The following is a 14,520-nucleotide window of genomic DNA, read 5'->3' on the forward strand; positions in this document are numbered from 1 at the left end:
TGCCCCATGAGCTTGAAATGGATTGATGTACTTGAGATCGCCATCCAGCTTGCGGAAAGCAAGCCAGACGTCGATCCTAAATATGTGAATTTCGTCGATCTGCACCGTTGGGTGCTGGCCTTGCCAGAATTCAGCGACGATCCGTCACGTGGCGGTGAGAAAGTGCTCGAGGCCATCCAGGCGGCCTGGATTGAAGAAGCCGACTAAGCGTGACGCTGCAGGTTAGGCAATCCCCTGGAACCCGCGTATAATTCGCGGGTTTAATTTTTCGTAACACTCATATTCTGGAGTTTTCCATGGCTGTTCAACGTACTTTCTCGATCATCAAGCCTGACGCCGTTGCCAAGAACGTTATCGGCAAGATCACCACCCGCTTCGAAGAAGCTGGCCTGAAAATCGTTGCCTCGAAAATCAAGCAACTGTCCAAAGCCGAAGCCGAAGGCTTCTACGCCGAGCACAGCGCTCGTGGCTTCTTCGGTGACCTGGTTGCCTTCATGACTTCCGGCCCAGTTGTCGTTCAGGTTCTGGAAGGCGAAAACGCCATCGCTCTGAACCGTGAGCTGATGGGCGCTACCAACCCTAAAGAAGCTGCTGCCGGCACCATCCGTGCTGACTTCGCCGAGTCGATCGACGCCAACGCCGTTCACGGTTCGGACTCCGAAGCTGCTGCTGCTCGCGAAATCGCTTACTTCTTCGCTGCTACCGAGGTAACCACTCGCTAAGCGAAAGCTTACGGGTGAGGGTGAATCCATGACGACATCTACTGGCAAAATCAACCTGTTGGGGCTGACCCAGCCGGAAATGGAAAAGTTCTTCGACTCGATAGGGGAGAAGCGCTTCCGTGCCGGTCAGGTGATGAAATGGATTCACCATTTTGGCGTGTCCGACTTTGCGGCCATGACCAACGTTGGCAAGGTCTTGCGCGAAAAGCTCGAGGCCGTTGCCGAGATTCGCCCCCCGGAAGTGGTCAGTGAAGACATTTCCGCCGACGGCACCCGCAAGTGGGTGATCCGCGTTGCCTCCGGCAGCTGCGTCGAAACCGTCTACATCCCCACCGACGACCGCGGTACCCTCTGCGTTTCGTCGCAAGCCGGCTGCGCCCTGGATTGCAGTTTCTGCTCCACCGGCAAGCAAGGCTTCAACAGCAACCTCACTGCCGCCGAAGTGATCGGCCAGGTGTGGCTTGCGAACAAATCCTTCGGGACCGTCCCGGCCAAGATCGACCGCGCGATTACCAACGTGGTCATGATGGGCATGGGCGAGCCCCTGCTGAACTTCGACAACGTCATCGCCGCCATGCACATCATGATGGATGACCTGGGCTATGGCATCTCCAAGCGCCGCGTCACCCTTTCCACCTCGGGCGTAGTGCCGATGATCGACGAACTGGCCAAGCACATCGACGTGTCCCTGGCGCTGTCGCTGCACGCGCCGAACGACGAACTGCGCAACCAGCTGGTGCCGATCAACAAGAAGTACCCGCTGAAGATGCTGCTGGAATCGTGCATGGGCTACATGTCGACCCTGGGCGGCAAGCGCGTGCTGACGATCGAGTACACCCTGCTCAAGGACGTCAACGACCAGCCTGAGCATGCGGCACAGATGATCGAGCTGCTGCGCGACGTACCGTGCAAGATCAACCTGATCCCGTTCAACCCGTTCCCGCATTCGGGCTACGAGCGGCCGAGCAACAACGCGATCCGCCGCTTCCAGGACCTGCTGCACCATGGTGGTTTCAACGTCACCACCCGTACCACCCGCGGCGACGACATCGACGCCGCCTGTGGTCAGCTGGTCGGCCAGGTCAACGACCGTACCCGCCGCAGCGAGCGCTACATCGCGGTACGCCAGCTGTCCGCTGACGCCGAGCTGCAAGACAGCGCCGTGCGTCACTGAGTACGGCCTTGCCATGAGCCTGCGCGCCGCGCTGTCGATCCTTGCGCTTTCGCTGCTGGCCGGCTGCGTGTCGGGCGGCGCGAGCGATCCACTGGCCAACCGGCAGGGGCGGACGGAGGCAGGGCGGGCCTACACGCAGCTTGGCCTGGGTTATTTGCAACAAGGTTTGACCCAGCAGGCCAAGGCCCCCTTGGCCAAGGCCCTTGCGCTGAATGCCGGGGATGCCGATGCTCACGCGGCCCTGGCCCTGGTGTTCCAGGCCGAAGGCGAGCCGGCCCTTGCCCAGGCGCACTTCGAAAAAGCGCTTGCAGCCCGCCCGGGCGACACGCGAATTCGCAACAACTACGGCAGTTTCCTATATGCTCAGCAACGTTTTGTCGAAGCCGAGCAGATGTTTCGCCTGGCCAGTGCCGATACCCTGTATCCTGAACGTTCGCGTGTGTACGAGAACCTTGGCCTGACGGCCCTGGAGCTCGACGATCGCGTCCAGGCACATGCGTATCTGACCAAGGCCCTGCAACTCAATCGACGCCAGCCCAGAGCGTTGCTGGAAATGGCTGAGTTGTCCTACGAAAACAGGCATTATGTGCCGGCCCGGGATTACTACGATCGTTTCAGCCAGTTGAGCGATCACAGCGCCCGTAGCCTTCTGCTGGGCAGCCGCCTTGCCCGGGTATTCGACGAGCAGGGCACCCTGGCCGATCTGGGCCAGCAATTACAACGACTTTATCCCGGCACGCCGGAATATCAGCAATACCTGTCGGAGCAACGATGAAAGCCGCGCATCCCGAAGTAGCAGCAGCGACTGGCCAGAACCCCGGCGAGCTGTTGCGCCAGGCCCGCGAGAAACGGGAGTGGTCGCAAGCCGAGGTGGCCCGCAAGCTCAACCTCACCGTAAGTTCGCTGAACCACGTGGAAACCGGCGCCTTCGACAAGCTGCCTGGGCATACCTTCGCTCGTGGTTACATCCGCGCCTATGCCAAGTTGATGGACATGGACCAGGCACCGCTGGTCGAGGCCTTCGACCGATACACAGGCACCCATGCCAAGGGCAGTGAAGTGCACTCCCTGGGTCGTATCGAAGAACCGATGCGTCTTTCGCACAACATCATGCGCGGCGTCACCCTGTTGCTGCTGGTCGCGGTGGTCGGCGGCAGCTTCATCTGGTGGCAGGACCAGGGCAGCATGAAGGGCAAGGACCTGGCCAAGATGGCGCTGGAGCACGTGGAAGTCGAAAGTGCCGACGGCACCACCCAAATTCACCCGCTGGACGAGCCGGAAGACCAGGCCGTGACGGCGGGTCAGCAACCTGAGAGCGCACCGCTGCCGCTGGAACAGGGCTCTGCCGAAGCCGAAACCACCAGTGAAGCCGCCCCTGCTGCTACTGCGCCGGCTCCAGCGCCTGTTACTGCACCGGTTCAGCAGGCACCGGCCCATGCTGTCGCACCAGCCCCGGCCCCTGCGGCCCCGGTAGCGCCGGCCGCGCCAGCTGCCAGCGTGCCGGCCGTCGCCGCCGCCGAGCCTGCCGCCCCTGCGGCCGTGCCGGCCGGCAGCGCCAAGGTTGCAATCCAGTTCACCGCCGATTGCTGGACCCAGGTGTCCGATGGCAACGGCAAGGTGCTGTTCAGCGCCATCAAGCGCAAGGGGGACAACCTCGAGCTGACCGGCAAGCCGCCGTTCGCGGTCCGCCTGGGCTTTGCCCGCGGCGCCCAGGTCAGCTACAACGGCCAGGCCGTCGATGTTGCCCCGTTCACCAGTGGCGAGACCGCTCGCCTGAAGTTGGGACAGTAAGTCATGCACGGCGAATCTCCGATCAAACGTCGCGAATCCCGCAAAATCTGGGTCGGCAATGTGCCGGTGGGTGGTGATGCCCCCATCGCGGTGCAGAGCATGACCAACACCGACACCAACGATGTCATGGCCACCGTGGCGCAGATCCAGCGCCTGGTCGATGCCGGCGTCGACATCGTTCGCGTTTCGGTGCCGGACATGGACGCCGCCGAGGCGTTCGGCAAGATCAAGCAGCTGGTCAGCGTGCCGCTGGTTGCCGATATCCATTTCGACTACAAGATCGCCCTGCGCGTGGCCGAGCTTGGCGTCGATTGCCTGCGCATCAATCCGGGCAACATCGGCCGGGAAGACCGTGTGCGCGCGGTGGTCGATGCCGCCCGCGACCGTGGTATCCCGATCCGCATCGGCGTCAACGCCGGTTCCCTGGAAAAGGACCTGCAGAAGAAGTATGGCGAGCCGACCCCGGCCGCGCTGGTCGAATCGGCCCTGCGTCACGTCGAGCACCTCGACCGCCTGGACTTCCAGGACTTCAAGGTCAGCGTCAAGGCCTCCGACGTGTTCATGGCCGTCGAAGCCTACCGCCTGCTGGCCAAGCAGATCATCCAGCCGCTGCACTTAGGCATCACCGAAGCCGGTGGCCTGCGCTCGGGGACGGTGAAATCCGCCGTCGGCCTCGGTATGCTGCTGGCCGAAGGCATCGGCGATACCATCCGTATCTCGCTGGCGGCCGACCCGGTCGAAGAAGTGAAGGTCGGCTACGACATCCTCAAGTCGCTGCACCTGCGTTCGCGCGGCATCAACTTCATCGCCTGCCCGAGTTGCTCGCGGCAGAACTTCGATGTGGTCAAGACCATGAACGAGCTGGAAGGGCGCCTGGAAGACCTGCTGGTGCCGCTGGACGTGGCGGTGATCGGTTGCGTGGTCAACGGCCCTGGCGAAGCCAAGGAGTCCCATGTGGGGCTGACCGGCGGTACGCCGAACCTGGTCTACATCGACGGCAAGCCGGCGCAGAAGCTGACCAATGACAACCTGGTCGATGAGCTGGAGAAGCTCATCCGCCAGAAAGCGGCCGAAAAGGTCGAGGCTGACGCGGCGCTGATCGCCCGCAGCTGACACACAGATTCGTAAGGACTTTTCGTGAGCAAATCGCTGCAAGCCATCCGTGGCATGAACGACATCCTGCCAGAGCAGTCGCCACTCTGGCGTTACTTCGAAGGCACCGTCGCCGGCCTGCTGGACACCTACGGGTACAGCCAGATCCGCACGCCGATCGTCGAGTTCACCGAGCTGTTCAAGCGCTCCATCGGTGAAGTGACCGACATCGTCGAAAAAGAGATGTACACCTTCGAGGACCGCAACGGCGATTCGCTCACCCTGCGCCCTGAAGGCACTGCCGCCTGCGTGCGGGCAGTGCTGGAGCATGGCATCACCGGCAACGGCCAGGTGCAGAAACTCTGGTACATCGGCCAGATGTTCCGCCATGAGCGCCCGCAGAAGGGCCGCTATCGGCAGTTCCACCAGATCGGTGTGGAAGTGTTCAACCTGGACGGTCCGGACATCGACGCCGAGCTGATCATGCTGACCTGGCGCCTGTGGGGCCTGCTGGGCATCCAGGACGCGGTCAAGCTCGAACTCAACAGCCTGGGCACCAGTGAAGCCCGTGCCCGCTACCGTGACGCGCTGGTCGAGTTCCTCTCGGCGCGCCTGGAGCAGCTCGACGAAGACAGCCAGCGCCGCCTCAAGAGCAACCCGCTGCGCATCCTCGACAGCAAGGACCAGGGCACCCAGGCGGTGCTGGTCGGCGCGCCGAAGCTGGAAGATTACCTGGACGAAGATTCCCGCGTGCACTTCGAGGGCCTCAAGGGACGCCTCGATGCCGCTGGCATCCCGTTCGTGATCAACACCAAGCTGGTACGCGGCCTGGACTACTACAGCAAGACCGTGTTCGAGTGGGTCACCGACAAGCTCGGCGCCCAGGGCACCGTCTGCGCCGGTGGCCGTTATGACGGCCTGGTCGAGCAGATGGGCGGCAAGCCGACCACGGGCGTTGGCTTCGCCATGGGCATCGAGCGTCTGATCCTGCTGCTGGAAACCCTCGGCAAGGTCCCCGAGTCGATCAACCGCACCATCGACGTCTACCTGTGCGCCTTCGGCGAGCAGGCGGAACTGGCCGGCCTGCGCCTGTCCGAAGGCCTGCGTGATCGCTTGCCGGGCCTGCGCCTGGCGGTCAACGCCGGAGGTGGCAGCTTCAAGAGCCAGTTCAAGAAAGCCGACAAGAGCGGCGCGCTGTTCGCCCTGATCCTCGGCGACGACGAACTGGCCAAGCAAGAGATCGGCTTGAAGCCCCTGCGTGGTCAGGGCGAACAACAGAATATTGCCTGGGATGCTCTGGCTGAGCACCTGGAAACCGCGATCGCTCAGGCGTAACGCGGTTCAACAAGCGAATAGGCGAAAAGGAGTATTGGGGTGTCGAGTACCGATGATGAACTGGCAGGGGTCAAGGACTGGTGGAACCGCAACGGCAAGCCGCTGCTGACCGGTGCCCTGCTGGCTGGCGTGGTGGTGTTGGGCTGGAATACCTGGCACAAGTACCAGAACAACCAGTCGCAAGGTGCCTCGCAGCTGTATCAGGCTTTGCTTGAGACCAGCCTGACGCCGAATGGCCAGCCAGACGCGACCAAGGTTGCAGAACTGGCCGGCAAGCTCAAGAGCGAGTTCGGCGGTACTGCATATGCCCAGTACGGCAGCCTGTTCGTGGCCAAGGTCGCGGTCGAGAGCGGCAAGCTCGACGACGCTGCTGCCGAGCTGAAAAACGTGCTGGACAAGCCGGCCGACGTCACCTTGGGCGAAATTTCGCGCCAGCGTCTGGCTCGCGTGCTCGCCGCCCAGAACAAGGCCGAAGACGCCCTCAAGTTGCTCGACGGCGATGCGGACAAGGCCTTCCTGGCCAGCCGCGAAGAACTGAAGGGTGACCTGCTGGTGCAGCTGGGTCGCGGCGACGATGCCCACAGTGCCTACGAAAAAGCCAAGGCCGCGCTGTCTGACGAAGCAGCGGTCGGTGGCCTGCAACTGAAGCTGGATGACCTGGCCAAAGGGGACGCGTAAGTGATCGGTTGGAAACAAGCAGCAGTGCTGACCCTGGCCGTGTTGGCCGCAGGTTGCAGCAGCAACAGCAAGAAGGAACTGCCACCGGCCGAGCTGACCAAGTTCACCGAAGAAGTGGTGCTGAAGAAGCAGTGGAGCCGTTCGATCGGTGACGGCCAGGGTGAAACCTACAACACCCTGGTTCCGGCGATCGAGAACGACCGTATCTACGCCTCCGACGTCAACGGCGAAGTCTTCGCCCTCGACCGCATCACCGGAGACGTGGTGTGGAAGAAAGACCTCGAGCTGCCGGTGTCCGGCGCAGTCGGCGTGGGCTACGGCCTGGTGATGCTCGGCACCCTCAAGGGTGAAGTCATCGCGCTGGATTCCAGCACCGGTGAAGAGCGCTGGCGCTCGCGTGTTACCAGTGAAGTGCTGGCGCCACCTGCCAACAATGGTGACGTGGTGGTGGTGCAAACCCAGGACGATCGTCTGATCGGCCTGGATGCCGCTACTGGCGACCGTCGCTGGATCTATGAAAACACCCCGGCCGTGCTGACCCTGCGTGGCACCGGCGCGCCAATCGCCACCAATCGCCTGGCCGTCGCCGGCCTGTCCACCGGCAAGGTGGTAGCGGTTGACATCAACAACGGCGTGCCGGTGTGGGAGAGCCGCGTGGCCATCCCGCAGGGCCGTTCCGAGCTGGACCGCGTGGTCGACATCGACGGCGGCCTGCTGCTGTCCGGTGGTACCCTGTACGTCAGCACCTACCAGGGCCGCGTAGCGGGCCTGGACCTGGAAAGCGGCCGTGTGCTGTGGCAGCGCGATGCCTCCAGCTACGTGGGGGTCGCCCAGGGCTACGGCAACGTCTATGTCAGCGAAGCCACCGGAACCGTTGAAAGTGTCGACGAGCGCTCTTCCAGCGCGCTGTGGAGCAACGATTCGATGGCCCGCCGTCAGCTGACCGCGCCTGAAGTGTTCTCCAGCTATGTGGCTGTGGGGGACTTTGAGGGTTACCTGCACCTGCTGAGCCAGGTCGATGGCCGCTTCGTCGGCCGTGAGCGTATCGACAGCGATGGCCTGCGCGCCCGCCCACTTGTGGTCGGCGACACCATCTACGTCTTCGGCAACAGCGGCAAGCTCGAGGCACTGACCATCCGCTGAAGCTATGCTTGAAGCCTTGGCGGGCTTCAGGCCGCGGCGTAGGACACGCCGCCCGAACTCCGGCCGCTGCCTTGCAGCGGCCTTTGCATTTTCAAGAATTCAAGAGTGGAGAGCCGCATGGTTCCCGTAATCGCCCTGGTGGGCCGCCCGAACGTCGGCAAATCCACCATGTTCAACCGCCTGACCAAGACCCGCGATGCCATCGTCGGTGACTTGTCGGGCCTGACCCGTGACCGTCAATACGGTGATGCCACCTGGCAGGGTCGTTCCTTCATCCTCATCGACACCGGCGGTATCACTGGTGACGAAGTGGGCATGGACGAGAAGATGGCCGAGCAGTCGCTCATGGCCATCGAAGAAGCTGACTACGTGCTGTTCCTGGTCGACGCCCGCGCCGGCATGACCGCCGCCGACCAGATGATTGCCGAGCACCTGCGCAAGCGCAACAAGTCGGCCATCCTGGTGGCCAACAAGATCGACAACATCGACGCCGACGTCGCCCGCGCCGAGTTCTCGCCGCTGGGCATGGGCAATGCCATTCCGGTGGCCGGCTCCCAGGGCCGTGGCATCAATGCGCTGATGGAAAGCGTACTCGGCCATATTCCTCGTGACGCAGAGGAAGAAGCCCTGGACCAGGAAGTCGCCGAAGGCGAGGAAGCGGTTCGCATTCCCGGCCCGAGCGAGAAAGATGGCATCAAGATCGCCATCATCGGCCGCCCGAACGTGGGCAAGTCGACCCTGGTCAACCGTATGCTCGGGGAAGAGCGCGTGGTGGTCTACGACCAGCCGGGCACCACCCGCGACAGTATCTACATCCCGTTCGAGCGCGATGGCGAGAAGTACACCTTCATCGACACCGCTGGCGTGCGCAAACGCGGCAAGATCCACGAGGAAGTCGAAAAGTTCTCGGTGGTGAAGACACTGCAGGCGATCAAGGACGCCAACGTGGTGATCTTCGTCATGGATGCCCGCGAAGGTGTGGTCGACCATGACCTCAACCTGCTGGGCTTCGCCCTGGAAGCTGGCCGTGCCATCGTCATCGCCCTGAACAAGTGGGACGGCATGGAATCGGGCGAGCGCGACTACGTGAAGACCGAGCTGGAGCGCCGGCTGTTCTTCGTCGACTTCGCCGACATCCACTTCATCTCTGCCCTGCACGGCACTGGCGTGGGCCACCTGTACAAGTCGGTACAGGCTGCGTTCAAGTCGGCGGTCACCCGCTGGCCGACCAGCCGCCTGACGCAGATCCTCGAAGATGCCGTGAGCGAGCACCAGCCGCCGCTGGTCAACGGTCGCCGCATCAAGCTGCGCTATGCCCACCTCGGTGGCGCCAACCCGCCGCTGATCGTGATCCACGGCAACCAGACCGAGAAGATTCCGAAGTCCTACTCGCGTTACCTGGAAAACACCTACCGCCGCGTGCTGAAGCTGGTCGGTACACCGATCCGCATCGAGTACAAGGGCGGTGAGAACCCGTACGAGGGCAAGAAGAACACCCTCACCGACCGCCAGGTCAACAAGAAGCGCCGCCTGATGTCGCACCACAAGAAGGCCGAGAAGAAGCGCCGCGACAAGCGCTGATTAAAAGCTGGCGCAATCTCTGTGGGAGCGGCCTTGTGTCGCGAAAGGGCCGCATAGCGGCCCCCGGGTGTCAGCGATGACGCTGATATTGCTGGGGCTGCTTCGCAGCCCTTTCGCGACACGAGGCCGCTCCCACAAGGGCCTATTGATCCAGGGCAATCCCCCTATTGTTTCAACCTTTTTCCTGACCGCTCGATCCGCTATGCTCGGACTCCACCCCGTGCCGGATAAACCCCAGGAAAGAGGGCTCCATGATCCGCAGCAAACTGCCGAATGTCGGCACGACCATCTTCACCACCATGTCCCAGCTCGCCGTGCAGACCGGCGCGCTCAACCTGTCCCAGGGTTTTCCCGACTTCAACGGCCCGCAGGCGCTGCTCGATGCAGTCGGCCGGCACGTGGCCGCCGGGCACAACCAGTACTCGCCGATGACCGGCCTGCCGGCCCTGCGCCAGCAAGTGGCGGCCAAGGTCGCGCGGTTGTACGGCGCGCAGGTGGATGCCGATCAGGAAGTGACCATCACCCCAGGTGCCACCGAGGCGATCTTCTGCGCCATTCAGGCGGTCATCCACGCGGGTGACGAGGTGATCGTCTTCGATCCCTGCTACGACAGCTACGAGCCCTCCGTGGAGCTGGCGGGCGGGCGCTGTGTGCATGTGCAACTGAGCGACGGCGACTTCCGCATCGACTGGCAGAAGTTCAGCGATGCGCTGAGCCCACGCACACGCATGGTCATTCTCAACTCGCCGCACAATCCCAGTGGTGCGCTGATCAGCCGTGAAGACCTTGACCAGCTGGCCCGGCTGATCGCCGATCGCGATATCTACCTGATCAGCGACGAAGTCTACGAGCACCTGGTGTACGACGGCGCGCGCCATGCCAGCGTGCTGGCCCACGAGCAGCTTTACCCGCGGGCGTTCGTCGTCAGCTCGTTTGGCAAGACCTACCACGTCACCGGCTGGAAAACCGGCTACGTGATCGCGCCGCCGGCCTTGAGCGCCGAACTGCGCAAGGTGCACCAGTACGTCAATTTCTGTGGTGTGACACCGCTGCAATGCGCATTGGCTGACTTCATGGCCGAGCACCCGGAGCACATCAATGAGCTGCCGGCCTTCTACCAGGCCAAGCGCGACCTGTTCTGCGGCCTTCTCGAAGGCTCACGCTTCAGCTTTACCCGCACAGCGGGCACTTATTTCCAACTGGTGGACTACTCGCAGATCCGCCCCGACCTGAACGATGTCGACATGGCCTTGTGGCTCACCCGTGAGCATGGCGTGGCGACCATTCCGGTGTCGGTGTTCTACCAGCAACCCATCCCCGAGCAACGCCTGGTGCGCCTGTGCTTTGCCAAACGTGAGGAGACGCTGCGTCAGGCAGCGGAAAAACTATGCGCGATCTGAGTGCACTGCCCAACCTGAGAGTCGCCCTGGTCCAGACCACCCTGGCCTGGCATGACCGTGAGGCCAACTACGCGCATTTCGAGGTGCTGCTGGACCAGGCTCGCGGCAGCGACCTGGTGGTTCTGCCAGAGATGTTCACCACGGGTTTTTCCATGCAGTCGGAAACCCTCTGCGAGCCGGAGAACGGCCCGACCTACAAATGGCTCAAGGCCCAGGCCAAGCGCATCGACGCGGTGATTACCGGCAGCGTGATCATCCAGGCCGCTGACGGCAGCCACCGCAACCGCTTGCTGTGGGCGCGGCCGGACGGCGAGATCCTGCATTACGACAAGCGTCACCTGTTCCGCATGGCGGGCGAGCACAAACACTACACCCCGGGTGAGCGCCAGGTGCAGTTCGAGGTCAAGGGTTGGCGGGTTCGCCCGCTGATCTGCTACGACTTGCGTTTCCCGGTGTGGAGCTGCGATGCCCAGGACACCGACCTGCTGCTGTACACCGCCAACTGGCCGGCGGCGCGCCGCCAGCACTGGAACCGCCTGTTGCCGGCGCGAGGCATAGAGAACCTGTGCTACGTGGCGGCAGTGAACCGGGTGGGGACGGACGGTAAAGGCTTTGCCTACTCCGGGGACAGCCAGGTGCTGGACTTCCAGGGTGAGAGCCTGCTCAGTGCAGGGGAAGCGGACGGAGTGTTCACCGCAGTGTTGAGCGCTGCGGAGCTGGGCGCTTACCGCACCAAGTTCCCGGCCAACCTGGATGCCGATACCTTCGAGTTGCACTGAACCGACACTGGCCCGTATACACGGGACGGGCCCCTTTGTAGGAGCGGCCTTGTGTCGCGAAAGGGCTGCGCAGCAGCCCCAGGATCTCATCGCAGACACATAAATTGCAGGGGCTGCTGCGCAGCCCTTTCGCGACACAAGGCCGCTCCTACAAAGCCGATGGTGCTAGTTAGTACACATCCCGCCGATAGCGCCCATCTTCGATCAGCTGCTGCACCGCTTCTTCTCCAAGCAGACCATTGAGCGCCGCATCCACCCCGGCAGCCATGCCTTGCAGGCTACCGCAGACATACACGCAAGCCCCGTCAGCCATCCAGCGCTTGAACTCATCGGCGTGCTGCAGCAGCACATCCTGCACATACACTTTCTCGGCCTGATCCCGCGAAAACGCCAGGTCCAGCCGCGCGAGGTCGCCGCTGTCGAGCCAACCTTGCAGCTCCGCGCCACACAGCAGGTCATGCGCCCGGTTACGCTCGCCGAACAGCAGCCAGTTGCGCTGCTCGCCCGCATTGACTCGCGCCCGGATCAGGCTGCGCAGGCCGGCCAGGCCGGTGCCGTTGCCGATCAGGATCATCGGTGCAGAGGTCTCCGGGAGGTGGAAACCGCTGTTGCGGCGCAGGCGCAGGCTCAAGGTGCCGCCCTGCGGCAGGTACTCGGTCAACCAGCCGGAACCCAGGCCGAGGTCGCCGTCGGCATGGCGCTCCTGGCGCACGATCAGCTCCAGCACGCCATCACTGGCAATCGAGGCGATCGAGTACTCGCGGCTACCGATCGGCACCAGCGCATCGACCAATGCCTGCGGATGCATGCCTAGCAGGTGATCGCGACGGCTCGGTAGCTGACGGCCAGCCAATGCCTGGCTCAAGGTCTGCTGCAGGCCATCGACGTGTACGCTGGCCATGGCGTCCAATGCCATGCCGTGAAGGAACGCGTCGATCCGCGACTGGCCATTGAGCGGCAGGATCTCCACCAGGTCACCGGCTTCCCAGCTGGCGGGCTCTTCAGGTTGCAAGCCCAGCAGGTAGACCGGCTGGCCTTGGCTGCCCGGGTTGAGCAGATCGCGCTGCACCAGGGTCCAGTTGCCGAAGCTTGGCGGTTGCCAGGCGCTTACCGGTTGAGCACCGGTCAGTTGCGCCAGTTCCTGCTGCCACTGCTGCAGTGCGGCCTGGTCGGCGTTGTCCACTTCCACCGGGCTGAATGCGCTGCTGGCGCCACGCTCGCCAAGCCACGCCTGCAAGCGCCGGGCGAAGCCGCAGAAGTGCGGATACTGGCGGTCGCCGAGGGCGAGCAGGGCATAGCTGAGATTGTTCAATGCCCACGGCTGGCCGAGGATCTTGCGTTCGAAACCGCGGGCACTGTCGGGCGCCTCGCCATCGCCGAAGGTACTGACCACGAACAGCGCACGGCGGGACTCACGCAGGTCCTCTTCGCGCAGGTCGCCAAGGGCTCGAACCTGAACCGGCAGACCTGCTGCCTGCAACTGCCCGGCACTCTGCCAGGCCAGTTGCTCGGCGAAACCGCTCTGGCTGGCGAAGCCGATCAGCCAGCTTTCGCCGCTGGCCTGGTTGCCATCGACAGTGCCGCGGGCGGCGCGCACTTGGCGCTTCTTGCGGCGACGGTCGAGGTACAGCAGCCAGCCGGTAACGAAGAACAACGGCATGGTCAGACTGGCGATGGTTACGATGATGCGCCCCGGCAGGCCGAAGTATTCGCCGACATGCAAGGCGTAGACGCTCTGCAGCAGCTGCGCCTTGAAGGACTTGTCGGTGTAGCGGTCATGGCTTTTCACCTGGCCAGTGGCCGGGTCCAGCACCAAGGTGTTGAAGGCGCGCGGGTGGTCGGCGGTGTCGAGCAGGTAGAACAGGTTGGCCGGTTGACCGCCTGCGGGCGGCAGACGCAGGTTGTAGGCAGCCAGGCCCGGGCCTGCGGCGTCCTTGAGGTTGGCCCAGATGGCGTCGTAGTCGACCACCAACGGTGGCGCATTCTTCTCGACCTTGGGTGGTCCATGGCGGCCACGGCCTTCGCCTCGTTTCTGCTGCTGCCCTGCGGCGGGCTCATCGGCCAGCAGTTTGTTCAGGCCAGAGCGGTACCATTCATAGGACCAGAACAGGCCGGTGAGCGCGAACAGGAGATAGAACAGCAGGCACCAGGTACCGGCCACAGCATGCAGGTCCCAGTTGAAGGCTCGGCCTTTCTTGGCCCAGTCGAAGGTCAGCCAGGTGCGCCAGTTCAGCGCCTTGCGCGGCCAGCGCAGGTACAGGCCGGACAGGCAGAAGAACACCAGCATCAAGGTGCAAGCACCAGTGATCTGGCGGCCGGTGTCGCCCATGGCGAGGAAGCGGTGCAGGGTCAGCATCAGGTTGAAGAAGCCTTGCCCTGTGGCCTCACCCTTGAGCTCGCCAGTGTAAGGGTCGGCGTAACGCAGTTCGCCACGGCGCTCCCCGGGCGGCGGGGTGAAGAAGATCCGTGCGGCGTTGCCTTCACGCACATCCACCCACAGCATCGATACCTTTTTGCCTTGCTCGGCCTCGACCCGGCGAACCAGTTCGGCGGGTGGCAGCACGCCCTCGGCGCGTACCTCGACCTTGAGCACATCGGCGTTGAAGGCGCGCAGCAGCTCTTCCTGGAACGAATACAGCGCCCCGGTGATGCCCATCAAGGCCAGCACCAGGCCAGCGGTGATGCCAAAGAACCAGTGCAGTTGGAACAACGACTTCTTCACCACATCTCTCACCTTGTGTTGCTGCCACAGACCGCGCTGCGTGCATTATGCCTTGATACGCAAAAGCCCCGTTCACAAGAATGAACGGGGCTCGGCGGTGTTT

The 14,520-nt window shown here is 63.3% G+C and carries 13 protein-coding genes; 12 read left to right on the top strand and 1 reads right to left on the bottom strand.

Translation table 11 applies throughout. The features are described from left to right. Nucleotides 1-6 precede the first annotated feature (6 nt). The 12 genes from iscX (at nucleotide 7) to ACLEJU_RS13070 (ending at nucleotide 11,695) form a co-directional block, all read left to right on the top strand. Nucleotides 7-207 carry a Fe-S cluster assembly protein IscX gene (gene iscX / locus ACLEJU_RS13015; RefSeq protein ID WP_027920277.1) on the top strand — a complete coding sequence of 67 codons (201 nt, stop codon included), beginning with the start codon at nucleotides 7-9 and terminating at the stop codon, nucleotides 205-207. Between the two features lie 89 nt (nucleotides 208-296). After that, on the top strand, nucleotides 297-722 hold the full coding sequence (ndk, locus tag ACLEJU_RS13020) for a nucleoside-diphosphate kinase (protein WP_008092560.1): 426 nt from the start codon (nucleotides 297-299) through the stop codon (nucleotides 720-722). 28 nt (nucleotides 723-750) lie between these two features. After that, a complete protein-coding gene (gene rlmN / locus ACLEJU_RS13025) occupies nucleotides 751-1,896 on the top strand; it encodes a 23S rRNA (adenine(2503)-C(2))-methyltransferase RlmN (protein WP_054887568.1) in 1,146 nt (381 codons plus the stop codon). 13 nt (nucleotides 1,897-1,909) lie between these two features. After that, complete coding sequence (pilW, locus tag ACLEJU_RS13030; RefSeq protein ID WP_435424314.1) at nucleotides 1,910-2,671, top strand: type IV pilus biogenesis/stability protein PilW; 762 nt, start codon at nucleotides 1,910-1,912, stop codon at nucleotides 2,669-2,671. Then, entirely contained in the window at nucleotides 2,668-3,687 is a 1,020-nt protein-coding gene (locus ACLEJU_RS13035; protein ID WP_435424315.1) for a RodZ domain-containing protein, read from the top strand. The genes pilW and ACLEJU_RS13035 overlap by 4 nt, the downstream gene beginning before the upstream one ends. Nucleotides 3,688-3,690: 3 nt before the next feature. After that, on the top strand, nucleotides 3,691-4,800 hold the full coding sequence (gene ispG, locus ACLEJU_RS13040; RefSeq protein ID WP_027920273.1) for a flavodoxin-dependent (E)-4-hydroxy-3-methylbut-2-enyl-diphosphate synthase: 1,110 nt from the start codon (nucleotides 3,691-3,693) through the stop codon (nucleotides 4,798-4,800). A 24-nt stretch (nucleotides 4,801-4,824) separates the two neighbouring features. Next, nucleotides 4,825-6,114 (top strand): histidine--tRNA ligase, encoded by a 1,290-nt coding sequence (gene hisS, locus ACLEJU_RS13045; protein ID WP_435424316.1) that lies wholly within the window; start codon nucleotides 4,825-4,827, stop codon nucleotides 6,112-6,114. Nucleotides 6,115-6,153: 39 nt separating this feature from the next. Further along, nucleotides 6,154-6,792, top strand: a complete 639-nt coding sequence (locus ACLEJU_RS13050) for a tetratricopeptide repeat protein (RefSeq protein ID WP_435424317.1) — start codon at nucleotides 6,154-6,156, stop codon at nucleotides 6,790-6,792. Next, the gene (bamB, locus tag ACLEJU_RS13055; protein WP_435424318.1) at nucleotides 6,793-7,935 is read left to right on the top strand and encodes an outer membrane protein assembly factor BamB; all 1,143 of its coding nucleotides are present in this window, start codon (nucleotides 6,793-6,795) and stop codon (nucleotides 7,933-7,935) included. 117 nt (nucleotides 7,936-8,052) lie between these two features. After that, nucleotides 8,053-9,516 carry a ribosome biogenesis GTPase Der gene (der, locus tag ACLEJU_RS13060; RefSeq protein WP_103445617.1) on the top strand — a complete coding sequence of 488 codons (1,464 nt, stop codon included), beginning with the start codon at nucleotides 8,053-8,055 and terminating at the stop codon, nucleotides 9,514-9,516. A 251-nt stretch (nucleotides 9,517-9,767) separates the two neighbouring features. Beyond that, a complete protein-coding gene (locus ACLEJU_RS13065) occupies nucleotides 9,768-10,916 on the top strand; it encodes a pyridoxal phosphate-dependent aminotransferase (RefSeq protein WP_435424319.1) in 1,149 nt (382 codons plus the stop codon). After that, nucleotides 10,904-11,695 (top strand): amidohydrolase, encoded by a 792-nt coding sequence (locus ACLEJU_RS13070; RefSeq protein ID WP_435424320.1) that lies wholly within the window; start codon nucleotides 10,904-10,906, stop codon nucleotides 11,693-11,695. The genes ACLEJU_RS13065 and ACLEJU_RS13070 overlap by 13 nt, the downstream gene beginning before the upstream one ends. 169 nt (nucleotides 11,696-11,864) lie before the next feature. Here ACLEJU_RS13070 and ACLEJU_RS13075 read toward each other — a convergent pair whose 3' ends face one another. Then, complete coding sequence (locus ACLEJU_RS13075; RefSeq protein ID WP_435423405.1) at nucleotides 11,865-14,420, bottom strand: PepSY domain-containing protein; 2,556 nt, start codon at nucleotides 14,418-14,420, stop codon at nucleotides 11,865-11,867. Nucleotides 14,421-14,520 lie beyond the last annotated feature (100 nt).

The sequence above is a fragment of the Pseudomonas sp. SMN11 genome (assembly GCF_052041945.1).
GTDB lineage: Bacteria > Pseudomonadota > Gammaproteobacteria > Pseudomonadales > Pseudomonadaceae > Aquipseudomonas.